The organism is Streptomyces sp. 2114.4, assembly GCF_900187385.1.
Classification (GTDB): Bacteria; Actinomycetota; Actinomycetes; order Streptomycetales; family Streptomycetaceae; genus Streptomyces; species Streptomyces mooreae.
Map to the genome: position 1 here is coordinate 4,296,735 of NZ_FYEY01000001.1, position 16,263 is coordinate 4,312,997.

Annotated in this window: 13 protein-coding genes and 1 pseudogene; 9 read left to right on the forward strand and 5 right to left on the reverse strand. The window is 71.0% G+C overall.

What is annotated here, in order from left to right; translation table 11 throughout:
* Positions 1-133: 133 nt before the first annotated feature.
* On the forward strand, positions 134-1,123 hold the full coding sequence (locus tag CFW40_RS18910; protein ID WP_088799008.1) for a RimK family alpha-L-glutamate ligase: 990 nt from the start codon (positions 134-136) through the stop codon (positions 1,121-1,123).
* The gene (locus CFW40_RS18915; protein ID WP_256331398.1) at positions 1,120-2,097 is read left to right on the forward strand and encodes a RimK family alpha-L-glutamate ligase; all 978 of its coding nucleotides are present in this window, start codon (positions 1,120-1,122) and stop codon (positions 2,095-2,097) included. The genes CFW40_RS18910 and CFW40_RS18915 overlap by 4 nt, the downstream gene beginning before the upstream one ends.
* Here the strand turns inward: CFW40_RS18915 and CFW40_RS38955 are convergent.
* Positions 2,011-2,265 (reverse strand): annotated as a pseudogene (locus CFW40_RS38955) (hypothetical protein); the annotation flags it as partial. The gene CFW40_RS18915 and the pseudogene CFW40_RS38955 sit on opposite strands and share 87 nt — an antisense overlap.
* On the opposite strand from CFW40_RS38955, the gene CFW40_RS18920 reads away from it, so the two are divergent.
* Together CFW40_RS18920 and CFW40_RS37155 are read left to right on the forward strand one after the other, a co-directional pair.
* Positions 2,253-4,490, forward strand: coding sequence for a family 2 encapsulin nanocompartment cargo protein terpene cyclase (locus CFW40_RS18920; RefSeq protein ID WP_088799009.1), 2,238 nt, complete (start codon positions 2,253-2,255; stop codon positions 4,488-4,490). The pseudogene CFW40_RS38955 and the gene CFW40_RS18920 overlap by 13 nt on opposite strands.
* Positions 4,491-4,873: 383 nt before the next feature.
* Positions 4,874-5,980, forward strand: coding sequence for a hypothetical protein (locus tag CFW40_RS37155; protein WP_176956456.1), 1,107 nt, complete (start codon positions 4,874-4,876; stop codon positions 5,978-5,980).
* 11 nt (positions 5,981-5,991) lie between these two features.
* Here the strand turns inward: CFW40_RS37155 and CFW40_RS18930 are convergent, their stop codons facing one another.
* On the reverse strand, positions 5,992-7,722 hold the full coding sequence (locus CFW40_RS18930; protein ID WP_256331397.1) for an FAD-dependent monooxygenase: 1,731 nt from the start codon (positions 7,720-7,722) through the stop codon (positions 5,992-5,994).
* Between the two features lie 74 nt (positions 7,723-7,796).
* Here CFW40_RS18930 and CFW40_RS18940 point away from each other — a divergent pair, with 74 nt between their 5' ends.
* Positions 7,797-8,522, forward strand: coding sequence for a TetR/AcrR family transcriptional regulator (locus tag CFW40_RS18940; protein ID WP_088799011.1), 726 nt, complete (start codon positions 7,797-7,799; stop codon positions 8,520-8,522).
* Positions 8,523-8,781: 259 nt separating this feature from the next.
* On the opposite strand, the gene CFW40_RS18945 is transcribed toward CFW40_RS18940, so the two are convergent.
* The gene (locus tag CFW40_RS18945) at positions 8,782-9,354 is read right to left on the reverse strand and encodes a TetR/AcrR family transcriptional regulator (protein WP_088799012.1); all 573 of its coding nucleotides are present in this window, start codon (positions 9,352-9,354) and stop codon (positions 8,782-8,784) included.
* 127 nt (positions 9,355-9,481) lie between these two features.
* Between CFW40_RS18945 and CFW40_RS18950 the strand changes: the two genes are divergently transcribed.
* The 4 genes from CFW40_RS18950 (at position 9,482) to CFW40_RS18960 (ending at position 14,813) form a co-directional block, all read left to right on the forward strand.
* A complete protein-coding gene (locus CFW40_RS18950) occupies positions 9,482-10,384 on the forward strand; it encodes an MBL fold metallo-hydrolase (protein WP_088799013.1) in 903 nt (300 codons plus the stop codon).
* A 274-nt stretch (positions 10,385-10,658) separates the two neighbouring features.
* Positions 10,659-10,793: a hypothetical protein gene (locus CFW40_RS38145; RefSeq protein ID WP_256331396.1), complete on the forward strand. Its 135-nt coding sequence runs from the start codon at positions 10,659-10,661 to the stop codon at positions 10,791-10,793.
* 330 nt (positions 10,794-11,123) lie between these two features.
* The gene (locus CFW40_RS18955; protein WP_088799014.1) at positions 11,124-12,965 is read left to right on the forward strand and encodes an ABC transporter ATP-binding protein; all 1,842 of its coding nucleotides are present in this window, start codon (positions 11,124-11,126) and stop codon (positions 12,963-12,965) included.
* A 192-nt stretch (positions 12,966-13,157) separates the two neighbouring features.
* Positions 13,158-14,813: an APC family permease gene (locus CFW40_RS18960; protein ID WP_088799015.1), complete on the forward strand. Its 1,656-nt coding sequence runs from the start codon at positions 13,158-13,160 to the stop codon at positions 14,811-14,813.
* Positions 14,814-14,850: 37 nt separating this feature from the next.
* Here the strand turns inward: CFW40_RS18960 and CFW40_RS18965 are convergent, their stop codons facing one another.
* Both CFW40_RS18965 and CFW40_RS18970 read right to left on the reverse strand, forming a co-directional pair.
* Positions 14,851-15,111: a hypothetical protein gene (locus CFW40_RS18965; RefSeq protein ID WP_088799016.1), complete on the reverse strand. Its 261-nt coding sequence runs from the start codon at positions 15,109-15,111 to the stop codon at positions 14,851-14,853.
* The gene (locus CFW40_RS18970; RefSeq protein ID WP_088799017.1) at positions 15,108-16,262 is read right to left on the reverse strand and encodes a WXG100 family type VII secretion target; all 1,155 of its coding nucleotides are present in this window, start codon (positions 16,260-16,262) and stop codon (positions 15,108-15,110) included. The genes CFW40_RS18965 and CFW40_RS18970 overlap by 4 nt, the downstream gene beginning before the upstream one ends.
* Between the last annotated feature and the right edge of the window lies 1 nt (position 16,263).

The window sequence follows — 16,263 nt, forward strand, 5'->3', positions numbered from 1 at the left end:
CCTCGTCGGAATGCGGGCCGGAGCCGGGTGCGTGGGTCCGCGGTCCTTGCCGGAATCCGCATGGGATCCTGGTACGTCATGGTTCTGCCGGACGGACGGTGGACGGACGTGCGGCGATGATGAGGGTGCCCCGATGAGACTCTGCTTCCTGGTGGAGGAGCAGTACCGCCACGACGGCATGCCGTTGGACGTCATCCGCCAACTCGGCTCCTGGGGACACCAGGTGGACGTGGTGTGGCCCGGCCGCTCGCTCATCCCCATATCCGAGGCGATCGAGGCCGGCAGCCATGACGCCTGGGTCCTCAAGACCGTCTCCGGCGGTCCGGGGCTGACGCTGCTGGAAGCCGCCGCCTCCGTCGGGCTGACGACGGTGAACGATGTCCGGGCGATCCGCGGCGTACGGGACAAGGCGCTGGCCGCGGTGATCGCCCGCCGCAGCGGGCTGCCCGTCCCGGTGACGTATGCGGCGGCCCGCCCGGAGGAGTTCGCGGAGATCCCCGAGGTGGAGTTCCCTCTCGTGGTGAAGCCCGCTGACGGCAGTTCCGGGCGTGCCGTGCGGCTGGTGGCGACGCCGGACCGGCTGCTGGATCCCGTGGAGACGGCCGGCGCCGGGGACGTGGGCGCGCCGGGCGGGGGACTGCTTATCGCCCAGCCCTATGTGCCCAACTCCGGTACGGATCTGAAGGTGTACAGCGTCGCGGGTGAGCTGTACGCGACCGAGCGGTGTTCTCCGCTGCATCCCGCGCATGCCGTACGCGAACGTCAGGTACCGCTCACCCCCGACATCGCCCGGATCACCGCCGAGATCGGCACGGTGTTCGGCCTCGATCTGTACGGGGTCGACATTCTGCTCGGGCCGGACGGCCCGGTGGTCGTGGACATCAATGACTTCCCGAGCTTCCGTCAGGTACCGGACGCGGTCGCCCGGGTGTCCGCCGCGATCCTGGACCTCGCCCGTCATGGGAGGGCGGGGCAGGGGGCCGGGCCGGCGACGCCGGGACCTGCCGAGGTGAAGCCGGGTGCCGTGGCGAGGCCGGGTGCGGCCCCCGCGACGCCCCCGTTCACCGCTCCGCCCGTGCCCCGCCCCAGCCGGCCCGCGGCCTCGATCGGTGGTGGCCGGTGAGGATCGGGCTGGTCACCGGGGATCCCGGACATCCGCTGCTGGCCGCGGTCACCGAGCTGCTGACCCCGGAGCACCAGGTCGTATGGCTGGATCCGGGCGGCGAGGGGCAGGGCCCGGATCCGGTCCTCGCTGCCTCGCCCGCTCTGTCGTCGCTCGCCGATGTCTATCTCCTCAAGGCACGTACGCCCCGGGCGCTGGCGCTCGCCGCCCTCCTGGAGGAGCACGGTGTCCCGGTGCTCAACTCCGCGGCGGCGACCGCGCGATGCCAGGACCGGGTCGAGATGGCGGCGGTGGCTCGCGCGGCCGGGCTGCCGTTCGCCGGTACCGCCGCAGTGGCCACGGTCGGGGAGCTGGTCGCGGCCGGCGAACCGGACGGGCCCCTGGTGATCAAGAGCCGGTTCAGCCGGCGCCATGACCTCGTGGCCCGTGCCGACGGCGCCGTACGACTGCGGGAGCTGGCGACCGACTGGCCCGATGAGCCGGTGGTGGTCCAGGAGTTCACCGCGAACAGCGGCTGGGACCACAAGCTGTGGGTGGTCGACGGGCAGCTCTTCGCCGGATTGCGCCGGTCGGAGCTGTCCCCGGACGGCCGTGGGCCGACGTTGCCGCTGCCGGTCGGTGAGCTGCCCGAGAGCTGGACCGGCGCCGCGCTCCGGGCCGGCGAGGTCTTCGGTCTGGACGTCTACGGGGTGGACGTTCTGGACGCCGGCGGTGGCGCGCCCCTCATCGTGGACATCAATGCCTTCCCCGGCATTCGCGGCCAGGCCGGCGCCCCGGAGGCGCTGGCACAGCTCGCCCTGCGCACGGCCGCAAGGGGCCGGCGCCCCGACGCCGACGAACGAGGCGCCGACGAACGAGGCGCCTACGCACCAGGCACCCACGAAAGCGGCGTCGGTGAAAACAGCGCCGGTGAAAGCGGCGCCGGTGAAAGCGGCGCCGGTGAAAGGAAAGTGGCAGAAGTCGGCGAGAAGTAACCCCCGTTCGGAGGGCACCGAACCGAAGTGAACCGGTGGCGGAAGCTCTTCCTCCGTAAGGCCTAACGCGTTGACCCCTGGGGTAGCGCTGCTCCGTCCGGAGGGCGTGGTTCCCCGCGCCTTCCTTCCGTACGTATGGGGAGAGGCCGGCAACGGTGACACAGCCATTCGAACTGCCTGACTTCTATACGCCCTACCCGGCGCGGCTGAACCCGCATCTGGAGACGGCGCGTACGCACTCCAAGAAGTGGGCCCGCGACATGGGGATGCTGGAGGGCTCGAACATCTGGGAGGAGAAGGATCTCGACGCCCACGACTATGCCCTGCTGTGTTCCTACACCCACCCGGACTGCGACGCGGACGCGCTCTCACTGGTGACCGACTGGTACGTCTGGGTCTTCTTCTTCGACGACCACTTCCTGGAGAAGTTCAAGCGGACGCTCGACCGGGAGGGCGGCAAGAAGTACCTCGACCGGCTGCCCGCCTTCATGCCGATGGAGCTGACCGCGGCCGTTCCCGAACCGGCCAACCCCGTCGAGGCGGGGCTCGCCGATCTGTGGGCGCGCACGGTGCCGCACATGTCCATGGCGTGGCGGAAGCGGTTCGCCGAGAGCACCGAGCATCTGCTCAATGAGTCGCTGTGGGAACTGTCCAACATCAACATTCACCGGGTGCCCAACCCCGTCGAATACATCGAGATGCGCCGCAAGGTCGGTGGCGCGCCCTGGTCGGCGGGCCTGGTGGAGTATGCGACCGGCGCCGAGGTGCCCGCGGCCGTCGCGGGCACCCGTCCGCTGCGGGTGCTGCGCGACTCCTTCTCCGACGGGGTGCATCTGCGCAACGACCTCTTCTCCTACCAGCGGGAGACGGAGGAGGAGGGCGAGCTGAGCAATGGCGTCCTGGTGCTGGAGACCTTCTTGAACTGCACCACCCAGGAGGCCGCGGACGCCGTCAACGACCTGATCACCTCGCGGCTGCAGCAGTTCGAGAACACCGTGGTCACCGAACTCCCCGCGCTCTTCCTGGAAGAGGGGCTGGACCCCCGGTCCTGCGCGGATGTGCTGGCGTACGCCAAGGGGCTCCAGGACTGGCAGTCGGGCGGCCACGAATGGCATATGCGCTCCAGCCGCTATATGAACGGAGGTGGCTCCGCGGCCGGCACCTCGCGCCCCTGGTCGCCCTTCTCCCCGGGCGGATTCGGCACCTCGGCGGCGGACCTGAGGACGGCGTCGGCCGCGGCCGGTGCGCGCCGTCTGCGCAGCTCCACCCATGTCCCGCACCAGAAGGTCGGCCCCTCGCGCATCCCCGACCTCTACATGCCCTTCACCACCACCCTCAGCCCGCATCTGGAGGGCGCCCGCCGCCGCGTCGTCGCATGGGCGCACCGGATGGGTATCCTCGGCCCGCAGCCCGGGGTGCCGTTGTCCGACATCTGGGACGAGCCCGCCATGGTCCGCTACGACCTGGCGCTGTGCGCGGCCGGCCTCCACCCGGACGCCACTCCGGAACAACTGGACCTGGACGCCGCCTGGCTGGCCTGGGGCACCTACGCCGACGACTACTACCCCCAGGTCTTCGGCCGGACCCGCGACATCGCCTCGGCCAAGGTGTGCACCGAGCGGCTGTCGGCCTTGATGCCGCTCGACGCGTCGGCCGCCGTGCCCGAGCCGGTCAACGCGATGGAACGCGGGCTGGCCGACCTGTGGACACGTACGGCGGGGCCGATGGCCCCCGAGGCGCGCCGGGTGTTCCGTGCAGCCGTCGACGCGATGACGGCCAGCTGGCTCTGGGAGCTCGACAACCAGCTCCACCACCGCATCCCCGACCCCGTCGACTACATCGAGATGCGCCGTGCGACCTTCGGTTCCGACCTCACCATGAGCCTGAGCCGCATCGGCCACGACCGGCAGATCCCGCCGGAGATCTACCGCACCCGCACCCTGTGCTCCCTGCAGAACGCCGCGGCCGACTACGCCTGTCTGCTGAACGATGTCTTCTCCTACCAGAAGGAGATCGAGTACGAGGGCGAGATCCACAACGGCATCCTGGTCGTCCAGAACTTCTTCGACTGCGACTACCCGACCGCGCTGCACATCATCAATGACCTCATGACCTCGCGTATGCGCGAGTTCCAGCATGTCGCGGCCCATGAACTCCCGGTCGTCTGCGATGACTTCGACCTCTCGCCCGAGGCCCGCAAGGCCCTCGACGGCTACGTCCACGAGCTGGAGAACTGGCTGGCCGGCATCCTCACCTGGCACCGGGGCTGCCTGCGCTACACCGAGGCCGAGCTGCGTCATCCCATGGGATCGCCGGGGAGGCTGGCGGCGCCGACCGGGCTGGGGATGTCGGCGGCCCGGCTCTTCAGGGCGTCGGTCGCGGGGGTGGGGTAGGCAGACCGGGGGGCCGGGTGGACCGGGTGGACCGGGCGGACCGGGCGGTCTGGACGGGGCCGGCTGGTCCGGGCGGACCGGCCCCCCGGAGGTCGGCCACAGCACGGACACCGGCCCACGGACACCGGCCCACGGACACCGGCCACGGACGGCGGCCACGGACGCCGGTCACGGACGCCGGGCGGCGTCCGTTGCCGTCCCTCGAACAGCGGCCCCAAGGACCCGCAATGCCCGCCGCGGGCTCCTGCTGGCTGGTGAATATCCCGTCCGAGGTGAATATCCCGATATGTCATCGGGAACCCCACATGGCGAAATCCCGGACGGGTGTGACCGAGGGCCGGACCGCTGCCCATGGCTGACGAGGAGTTCCGACTGTGCGACGCATGATCGCTTTGCTTGGCGCTGTGGCCTTCACGGGGGCGTCCGCCGCGTTCGGCCCCACCGATGCCGAGGCCGTCTCCGGCGTCATCACGTACCACATCCGGCAGGGCAACCGGATGTACCGGATCGAGGACCCCGGCGACGACCACTGCTACGGAGTGGGCGAAGGCTACGGCGAGGTGGACAACGACACCCCCACCGACCTGGTCCTCTACAACGGTCGCGACTGCACCGGCTCCGTGGTGACCACGGTGCGCGCCGGATCCTGGCTCAACGCACGGTTCGGGAGCCTGCGGCTGAGCGCGAACGGCCCGCGGTATCCGGAGGACCGGGATACCACGCGTGCGGATGACCCGGGCGACTCGGACGGCCAGGCGCGTTCGGATGACCCGGGGCATTCGGATGACCCGGGGCGCGCGGATGAAGTGGGGCGTTCGGATGGCCCGGGCGACTCGGACGGCCCGGCGTCGTCGGGCGGCCCGGAGGATGCGGACGGTCCTGGAAACTCGGACGGCCCCGGAAACTCGGACGGTCCGGGGAACTCGGATGGCCCAGGGGACTCGGATGGGCCCGGCAACGCCGACGACTCCGGCACCTCCGACGGCCCCGGGAACTCCGACAGCGCGGACCAGCCTGCCGACACGGAGCGTCCCGTGGATCCGGTGAATGCCGCGCATCCGATGAGCGCCAAGCACCGGGTGAACCCCGGGCACCCGGTGAGCGACAAGCGTCGCATGAACGCGGGGCACCCGGCGAGTGCCAAGCACCGGGTGAACGCCGGGCACTCAGTGAATGCCGGGCACCGAGTGAGCCCTCCGCACCGGGTGAACCCTGCACACCGGGTGAACACCGAGCACCGGTCGCGCCCGGGGAATCCGGGAAGCTCCGTACGTCCGGGGAACTCCCTGCGTCAGGGGAGCCCCCTCAACCCGGGGAGCCCCCTCCACCCGGGCAGCACCGTCATTCAAGGGAGCCCCCTCCACCCGGGAAGCCCCGTGTACCCCGGCTTCGTCCACCCCGGCCGTATCCACCCTGGCCTTATCCACCCCGGACTCGTCCAGTCCGGTCTCGTCCGCCCCGGCCTCGTCTCCCCGGGGTTCGCCGGCTGACGGCACCCCGCTCAGCTCCCCACGGGGCGGCCGGCCCAGCTGGTCAGCGCGCGGAAGCGGTCGGTGCGGCGGGTCTGTACGTCCGTGCTGCGGGTGGCCCAGGCGATATGGCCGTCGGGGCGGACCAGGATCTCGCGCACCCCGTCCAGGTCGGTGCGGGATTCGTGCTCGGTGACGCTGAGTGCGGTCACCCGCTTGCCCCAAGCGGTCGCGACGGACTGCCGTATCTCCGGGTCCCCCGCGAGGTCGAGCAGGACGAACCGGCCGTGCGGGAGGAGTGCGTAGAGGTGTAGCGCCTCCGTGCCGGTCGCCGTCAGCGCGATGTCAGGCATTCGTCGTCCCGCCAGCGGGTCGGCGTCCGTGCCGGCGGGGGGATAAGCGGTGTCGAGCGCGGAAATCCGTCCGGCCAGGCGGCGGTTGACCTCCTCGATGCCCAGGAGTTCGGTCAGCAGCCCACGCAGTGAGGCGGCCGGCCGCTGATACGGCGGGAGCAGCGTCAGCTCCGCCAGCAGCGTCTGGACCTCGGTGTTCTCCGTGACCGCCTGTCCGACCGGGTGCCGCTCGGCGTGGTAGCTGTCGAGCAGGCCGGGCGGGGCCCAGCCGTTGATCTCGGCCGCGAGCTTCCAGCCCAGGTTCATCGCGTCCTGGAGCCCGGTGTTGAGACCCTGGCCGGCCGCCGGGAAGTGGATATGGGCGGCATCGCCGGCCAGCAGGACGCGCCCGGCACGGTAAGAGGACGCGAGGCGGGTGGCGTTGCCGAACCGCGACAGCCAGCGGGGCCGCGCCACCCCGCAGTCGGTTCCGCAGATCCGTCGCAGGGAGGCCCGGAACTCGTCGAGGGTCAGGGGTGCGGCGGACGGGGTCCGCATCCGCTGGGGATCCAGGAGGACGATCCGGGTGGCGCCGCCTCCCTCCCGCCCGCCCTCGGGGCCGGGCCCGGCCAGGGGTTCCGGCTCCAGCGGTACGGCCAGTACGCCATGGGCCCGCGCGCGGTCGAGGGCTGCCGGGTCGACGGTCGCGAAGTCCCCCAGCGCTCCGCTCAGCGTCTCGTCGGTGCCGGGAAACCCGATCCCGGCGGCCCGCCGCACCACGCTCCGCCCGCCGTCGCACCCGACCACATACCGTGCGCGTACGGTCTCCAGGGCCCCGTCGGGGGCGCGGACGTCCACCTCCACGCCGTTCTCGTCCACCTCCACGCCGGCCTTGTCCGGTTCCCCGCCTCCGCCTCCGCGGGCTCCGCCGCTCGCACCGTTGCGACCGCCTGCAGCCTTGCCGCCGCCGCCCGCACCGTTGCCACCGCCGCTCCGACGCAGTCCGACCACCTCGTACCCGCGCCGGACCGGCACGTCGAGTTCGCTCGCGCGCTCCGCCAGCAGCTGTTCGGTGCGGGCCTGGGCGAGGAACAGGGTGTAGCCGTGCCGGGTGTCCAGCGCGCTGAAGTCCAGCCGGGTGCCCAGCCCCGCGAAGTGCCACCCCGGCACCCGGCGCCCATGGGCCAGGAACCGTTCCACCAGGCCCCGTTGGTCCATCAGCTCGATACTGCGCGGATGCAGTGTCAGTGCCCGCGAATCCCGCTGTGCCGTGGCCCGCCGTTCGAGGATCTGCACCCGTACGCCGCCCAGCGCCAGTTCGGCACCGAGCAGCAGCCCGGTCGGCCCCGCACCCACCACGATCACATCGGTGTCGGTGTCGGTGTCGGTGTCGGCGTGGGTACGGGCGGCGAGATCCCTGGCGGCATGCATGACTGACCTCCGGTCGAGGTGCCCAAATTTAGTGAACAGTGTTCACGTGAACGATGTTCACTATAGTGAGGCCCATGAGTGCCGCGTCAACCCCCAGCTCGCCCGCCGCCCGTGCCGCTGTCACGCCCCGGGGCCGCCCCCCGAAACTCGACCAGGCGCGCACCGTCGAAGTCGCCCTGGCACTGCTGGACGAGGTCGGGCTCGACGCACTCACCATGCGGCGGCTGGCCGAGGCCATGGACGTACGGGCCGGTGCGCTGTACCGCTACTTCGCGACCAAGCACGAGCTGCTGACCGCCATGGCCGAAGCGCTGCTGGCCGACTGCCTCGAACGGCCGCTCCCGTCGGCGGACTGGAGCGAGTGCCTGGGCGAACTGGCCCACCGGATGCGCGCGGCGCTCCTCGGCCGCCGGGACGGGGCCCGCGTCTACGCCGGTACGCACTCCACCGGCAGCCACACCCTCGGCTTCGCCGACACCCTCATCGGTGTGCTGCGGGAAGCGGACTTCGCCCCCGACGACGCCGCCCGCGCCGCCCTCGCGGTCGTCCACTTCACCCTCGGCCACACCCTGGAGGAGCAGGCCGCCCTCCAGATCGCAGGCGACGGCCCGGCGGACCCCGACCGGCTGCGCGCCGCGGTGACGTCGGCGCAGTACCCCCATCTCGCCCCCGTGCTCCCGGTGTTCACCAGCCCAGACTTCGCTGCCCACTTCACCTTCGGACTGCGTCTGCTCATCGAGGGGCTACGGGCCACCGGGCCCGGCCCCATGCCCCCAACCACCGGTAGCCGGGCCGCCTAGGCAGGGGAGCCCCCGCGTCCGTGGTGGCACCCCGTTGACCTCGTGGTGCGGAACGGCCGCCTCACGGCACACACCAGCACCACCAGCAGCATGGCCGGGGACAGGGCTTCGGCGAGCGGCATGCGCTGGCTGATCCCTTCCGCGCCGCGGAGCGTGACGTGTGGGCGAAGGCCTCACGCGGGGCTCATGGGCCGTGCCCTCGGGTGCGGCACGGCGGGCGCCCCGTGCCTCACCGGAGCCCGGGCACGACGAAACGGGGTCAGTGCCGTGGCATCAGCCCGGAGAGGGTGGCCTCCACGAGGCCGCGCGCATACGCCGCGTCGGTCGGGCCCGGCCGGAAGACCAGCCGGTACATCATGGGGGCGACGATGTGGTCCATCACGAGTTCGGTGTCCGGGGCCGGCTCGCCGCGCTCGGCGGCGCGGGCGAGGATGACGTCCACCTGCTCGGCGGCGTAGGCCGAGCACTGGCCCGCATGGCTGCCGTCCGGATCGCCGGCGAGCGCGTCGCGGAGGTAGGCCCGTCCCGGGGGCGAGGCCATCTCCTCCAGGAATTGTTCGGCCCATGCCTCCAGGTCCGTGCGCAGCGCTCCGTGATCGGCGGGCGGCGCCTCCGGGCGCAGGCGCTCGACGGCCACGTCGGACAGCAGCTCCTGGAGGTCTCCCCACCGGCGGTAGATCGTCGACGGCGTGACCCCGGCGCGAGCGGCGACGAGGGGGACCGTCAGCGCCGCACGGCCCTCTTCGGCTTCGAGGGCGCGCACGGCTGCGTGCACCGATTCCTGGACGCGGGCACTGCGTCCCCCGGGGCGGGTCATCGGCCTGGGGCTCATGGCTCCACCTTAAGGGCTCGGAGCCGCACGGGTCCACATAAAAGCAATCTGTTTGCGTTAGCGCCGCGGCCGCGATAGCGTGGACTTAACGCAAAGGAATTGCCTTTGGTTCGGGAGAGGACACCTCATGCCTGCCGTCAGTGACGCGGCCCCCGCCTGGACGGTGGGCGAGATCACCGTCCGCCGCATCGACGAGACCGCGCTCCCCGCACCGACCGGTCGGTGGCTGCTGCCCGACGCCACCCCGGACGTAGTGGCTCAAGCGCCGTGGCTGCAGCAGGATTTCACCGACCACGACGGCACCCTCCGCCTGGCCACGCACAGTTTCGCGATAGAGACGCAGGGGCTGCGCCTGCTCGTCGACACCGGAATCGGCAACGGCAAAGCCCGGACCAACCCCGCCTGGGACCATCTGGACAGTGACTACCTCCCGCGTCTGACGGCGGCCGGCTTCGCCCCGGATGCGGTGGACCTGGTCCTCCTCACCCATCTGCACACCGATCACGTCGGCTGGAACACCCGTGCCGACAGGGGTGATTGGGTCCCCACCTTCCCCCGCGCCCGCTATCTGACGGCACGTACGGAGTGGGACCACTGGTCGGGCCAGGACCTGGACGACGCGCGCCGCCAGATGTTCCGGGACTCCGTCCACCCGGTCCGCGATGCCGGGCTGCTCGACCTGGTCGAGGTGCCCGGCGAAGGCGCCACGGTCGCTCCCGGCGTCCGCCTCCTGCCCACCCCCGGACACACGCCCGGCCAGTTCGCCGTGGAGCTGCGCAGCGCCGGGCGGACGGCCCTGATCACCGGCGACTGCATCCACCACCCGGTCCAGCTGCCGCGCCCGGACATCTGCAGCTGCGCGGACGTCGACCCCGCACAGGCCGCCAGGACCCGCCGCAGCCTCCTCGCCTCGCTCGCCGGTACCGACACCCTGCTCCTGGGCAGCCACTTCCCGCCGCCCACGGCAGGCCGCGTCATCGCCGAGGGCGACGCCTACCGGCTCTCACCCGTCGCCCCGGACCGCCTCTGATCCCTTCGTCGCCGCTGCCTGTCGCTGCCCCGTCACCGCCCACCGCCGCCCGCCACTACCCCGCCGGTGTCGCCGTCTGCGCGCCGCTTCCGTCCCGACGCATGGCATCCGGAGAGTGATCCCTCGCCACCCTCAGCCACGTTTAATAAGAAAATCGGCTTATGTCTGAATTTTCACGCATTTCGCCTTGTTGGAGACAGTTGCGCGTCGTAGCTTGGGAGTTGTCGGAGCCGGTAACGGTCCGACAACGAGAAAACCCAAGGAGGAGGCGAGTATGAGCTTCCGCAAGGTCTTCCCCAGAAGGCGTCGCGACCATGACGACTGGCACGACCACGACCACGACCGCCGCAGGCGCCGCAGGCGGTTCCGCCGGGGCCGCGGGCGCGGTTACTTCGGCTACCGCTACTGACGCACACCTCTGAGTTCGAGGCAGGCTCGCGTAAGGCGCGAGTTTGCCTCGTCATTTTAGGGGGCGGTGCCTCGTGGTTCCGCTCAACTACCCCACCAGCGACGAGATGACGTAGCGATCATGAACCTGCGTAGCTCACGCCGGCGCGGAGAGCGCCCCGCAGCATCGCCCCGACGAGGCGCGGAATCAGGGCCCGTTGAGGAGAATTCGGCACTGCCGCACGATGCCGGCGACCACTCCACCCAATCCACCCCATCCACCTCCTCCACCAAGACCAGCGAACCCGTCAGCGGTGCGCGGGCCCGGTCGCACCCGGACCCGGACCCCGCCATGGACCGGGTGTTCCGCGCGCTCGTCGCGGACACCTCCATCCGCACCAGACGGGTGGGCTTCAAGGAAGCGGTACGGCGCTTCTGGCCGCTGACCCGGGGCGACCGGCGCTGGATCGCCCTGGTCATCCTGAGTGCCATCGTCGCCGCGCTCGCGGAGACCGTGGCCATCCTGCTCTTCGCCGAACTCACCGACAACGCCCTGCAGAAGGGCTCGGTCAGCGCCTTCTGGCAACCTGCCGGGCTGTGGCTCGGCGTCGCCGTCGCCGGCGCGATCGTCGGGTACCTCGGCGGCTCACTCGCGGCCTGGACGGCGGAACGCTTCGTGATGCGGCTACGCGCCCGCATCTTCGCCCATCTCCAGACGCTGCCGCCGCACTTCTTCCAGCGCAACCGCCGCGGCGACCTGGTCGAGCGGCTGACCGGCGATGTCGACGCCATCGAACAACTCGTGGTCTCCGGCCTCGTCCAGGTGGCCACCGCCGTGTTCGGCATCATCTTCTACGCCGGAGCCGCGCTCTTGCTGCGCTGGGACCTGGCGCTCGCCACCTTCGCCCTGGCCCCGCTGTTCTGGCTCGCCACCACCCGCTTCACCGGCCGGGTCAAGGAGGTGTCCCGCCGGGAACGGGCGGCGGACGGCGCCATCACCTCGGTGGTCGAGGAAGGGCTGGTCAACGTCGTCCTCACCCAGGCCTACAACCGGCAGCGGGACGAACAGGAACGGCTCCGCCGCGAGGCGCGCAGCTGGCTGCGGGCCTCGGTGACCAGCGCCCGGCTCAACGCGCTGTACGGGCAGCTGGTCGAGGTCCTGGAAACGCTCTGTGTCCTGGCGATCATCGGCCTGGGCGCGTGGGAGATATCCGCGGGACGGATGTCGCTGGGGCAGCTCCTGGCGTTCGCCGCATTCGTCGGCTACCTCTACCCGCCGATCCGCGACATCGGCCAGCTAGGTCTGACGGTCACCGAAGCGACCGCCGGCGCCGAGCGCCTGCTGGAAATCCTCGACGCCCCACCCTCCGTCACCGACCCCGACCCCGCGGTTGTCGTGCCGGCACCGGCGCGCGCCGTCGGCGCGGTGGAGGTGTGCCGGGTCGGCTTCCGCTACCCCGGCGGCAAGGAGGACGTACTCCGCGACTTCTCCTTCACCGCGGTACCCGGGGAACTGGTGGTGATCACGGGCCCCAGCGGCGCGGGCAAGTCGACCCTGGCCGCCCTGCTGCTGAGGTTCTACGACCCGGACACCGGCAGCGTCCGGCTGGACGGCATCCCCGTGAACCGGCTGCCGCTCGACCGGCTCCGCCGGAACATCACCCTGCTGCCCCAGGACACCCTCGTCCTGCACGACACGGTGGAAGAGAACATCGCCTGCGGACGCGACGACGTGACGCACCACGACGTCGTCGACGCCGCCCGGGCCGCCGACGCCGACGGGTTCATCTCCGCCCTCCCCGACGGCTACGACACCGTCATCGCCCCCGGCACCTCCCGGCTCTCCGGCGGCCAGCTGCAGCGCATCGCGATCGCCCGCGCCATGCTGCGCAACGCCCCCGTGCTCATCCTCGACGAGCCCACCACCGGCCTGGACGCCCTGGCCACCCAGCGCATCCTCGGCCCGCTGCGGCGCCTCGCCGAAGGCCGCACCACCCTCGTGATCACCCACGACCTGGACCTCGCCACGGACGCCGACCGCATCCTGGTCCTGGACGAGGGACGCCTGGTGGAGTCGGGGCAGCACACCCAGCTCCTCGCCGACCACGGCCTGTACGCCACCCTCTTCCACGCCCACCCACCACCCCGCAACGGCTCCTCACACCCCGTCGCCCGCCCGTCGGGCAGCCACTAGCCACCGGCCACCGGCGGCAACCGGCGCCTGGGCACCGCCGGAAGCGTCACGGCCGGGGCCACGCCCGTCGACACGGCCACCGCCACCCACGCACCCACCCACTCACTCTCGGTGCGAACGCCGACACGCAACGCGTATACCCACCTGGTCCGCCTACCGGGACCAAGATGGTCCCGTGAACCAGGAGCGCGCGTGACCAGGCCATCCGCAGCGGGGAGTGAGAGCGCCACCGGAACCCATCACCTCCACCGGGCGGTCGGGTTCTGGGGGCTGATGTTCATCTCCCTGGGATCGATCATCGGCTCCGGCTGGCTGCTCGGCGCCCTGACCACCGCCGTCATCGCCGGACCGGCATCACTGATCTCCTGGGTGCTCGCGTCCACGATGCTCGCCGTGCTCGCGCTGGCCCACGCGGAACTGGGCGCCACCTACCCGATCGCGGGCGGCACCGCCCGGTTCCCCTTCTTCGCCTTCGGCCCCCTGGTCGGCTTCACCGCGGGCTGGATGTCCTGGCTGCGCTCGGTTCTGATCTCACCGATCGAGGTCGAGGCCACGCTCTCGTACCTGGACCGCATCGGCTGGGTCCACGACCGGGTCCACGTCCTGCACCCCAACGGCACCCTCACCGCGGCCGGCGTGCTGATCGCCAGCGTCTTCATGCTGATCTTCACGCTCATCAACGTCCTCGGCGTACGCCTGCTGTCCGGGATCAACTCAGTCACCGCGGTGGTGAAGACGGCCGTACCGCTGCTGACCGTAGTGGTCTTGATGACCCTGTCCTTCCACGGCTCGAACTTCACCGCGGGCGGCGGCTTCGCCCCGCACGGCGCGCACGGGGTCTTCGCCGCCCTGCCCGCCGGTGTGGTGTTCGCGCTGCTGGGCTTCGAACAGGCCATCCAGCTGGCCGGTGAGGCGCGCGACCCGCAGCGCGACGTCTCCCGCGCGGTGATCGTGGCCATGGCGGTCGGTACCGCGCTCTACCTCCTGCTGCAGATCGCCTTCATCGCCGCCCTGAACCCGGACGCCGTGACCCACGGCTGGGACAACCCCGTGGGCAAGGGCAACTTCGGCCCCTACGCCACGCTCGCCACCGTCGTCGGGGCCGGCTGGCTGGCGACCATCCTCTACGTCGACGCCGTCATCTCCCCGGCGGGCACCGGCCTGGTCTACATGGCCGGCGCCGCGCGGCTGTCCTACGCCATGGGACGCGAGCGGGTCCTGCCCCGGCCCCTCACCCAGGTCGGGCGCAGCCGGGTGCCCGTCGTCTCGATCCTCCTCGCCTTCGTGGTCGGCGAGATCGCGTTCCTGCCGTTCCCCAGCTGGCAGGCGCTGGTGAGCGTGGTCACTTCGGCGGCGGCGATCATGTATGCCTTCGCCCCGGTGGCCCTGCACGCCCTCCGCGTACAGGACGGCGGCCGGAACCGCCCCTACCGGCTCCCTGCCGGGCCCGTACTGGCCCCCGCCGGCTTCGTCTTCGCCAACCTGATCTTCTACTGGTCCGGCTACGAGGCGGACTGGAAGCTCGGTATCGCGGCCCTGCTCGGCTTCATCGTCCTGGCGCTCACCCGCCGCGGCATCCCCGCCGCCGAACGCAGCGGACTGCGCGCACAATCGGCCGCCTGGGTGTGGCCCTGGCTCGGCGGCATGATCCTCATCGGCCACTACGGCCGCTACGGCGGCACCCGCGCGCTCCCCGACTGGTGGGACCTGGTCATCGTGATCGTCTTCAGCCTCGCCATCTTCTACACCGCCGTACGCATGGCCATGCCCCCCGAGGCGGTGGACGCCGCCGTCCAGCACGAGGAAGCGGGCGAATCAGTCCCCCCACCCGCCGCCTCGGCACAGTAATCTTCCCGGCTCCCGGCTCCGGACTTCTCGAAGACGGTCAGTACAGCCAGACACCGAAGGCGGCGACCGCAAGACCCGCCACCAGACAGCAGCCCCCGCCCAGGAGCACCCCGCGCAGGGAATCGCCACGCGGCCGTCCGGCCTTGCGCCAGGTGTCGACCGCCGCGAACACACCGATGAGGACCATCGCGCTCCCGGCCACCACGATGAGCGCCCCGAAGAACATGGCCCAGGTAATGGGGTGGTGCGGATCCGGGTGCCAGACGGCCGCAAGTGTCACGTCGCCGACAGCTCTCATTCGCCCTTGGCCATCTTCTTCTCGTCCTCGACCAGGCTCTGGGCATCCGACTCGATGCCGGAACCCGCCCCGTAGACACCCGTGTTCAAGCCCGTGTCCACCACGTTCCTGAACGTGCTGTCGGCGAGCTTGCCCCGGTCGCTGAGGTTTTCGCCGCCGAGACTCCCGTGCTGCTCCAGAGCGTGGTGGACACCGTGATTCTGGGCGTTTCCGAGCCCACCGGTGAGGGCATTCGTCCCCGCGTCCCATGCGCTGGTCGACCCGTCCTTGCCGGACCAGACGTCCGCCGTGAGCCCGCCTGCCACATTGCCGGCCGCGCCGTTCACGGTGGTGCCGAGCAGGCCGTCCCCTCTCAGCATCCGGCCGGCCACCCCGGTCGCGCCCGCGGCGTCCGCCAGCGTCGCGCTGCCTCCGGCGAACAGCGCCGTCCCGAGCGCGGCTCGGCTGCCGCCTACGAGGTCGTCCCCGACCGTCACCCGCTGTCCGGTGACCGCCTGGTTCAGCATCGAGCTGGCCGAGTCGGCGACGAAGTTCGTCGCGAAGCCCTCCCCGGTCTTCGTGGCGAACCTGGCGCTGAGCCGGGCCACCGTGGAGAGCATCTTCTCCAGCGTCGCCGCGGTCTCGGCGCTGAGCCCGGCGAAGCGCTCCAGCAGGGCCGCCACCTTCTCGGCCGCCGAGGTGAACAGCTTGACCAGGTCCACGATCTTGGCGACCTTCGCGGCAACGGCCGTATTGGCGACGAGGTCGGAGAGGAATCCGGTGAAGGCGGACAGTGCGGCACCGAGCACTTCCATCTCGGCGATCTGGACGCAGATATCGATGATCTCTTCATTGATTTTGTCGATCTCATCGGCGAAGTTCCGCAACCCGTCGGCGACACGGTGGAAATTTTTCGCGGCGTCGGTGAGGGTCTTCTTCTGGTCCTGCCAGTGCTTCTCGAAGGCATCGTGGGCCGCACCGTGCCAGCCCTGCTTGTCGACACCCGCGACGGCGCGGTCGAGGACCCGTACGGCCCCGGTCAGTTCGGTGCCCATGGAGTCCCAACCACGGGCGATCGAACGGAGCGTGTCGCCGTTGCCTCCGGGAAGATCTACACCGAATGCCTGAAGGATCTCAAGGACCTTGCCGTCGATCCAGCTGTTGACGCTCACC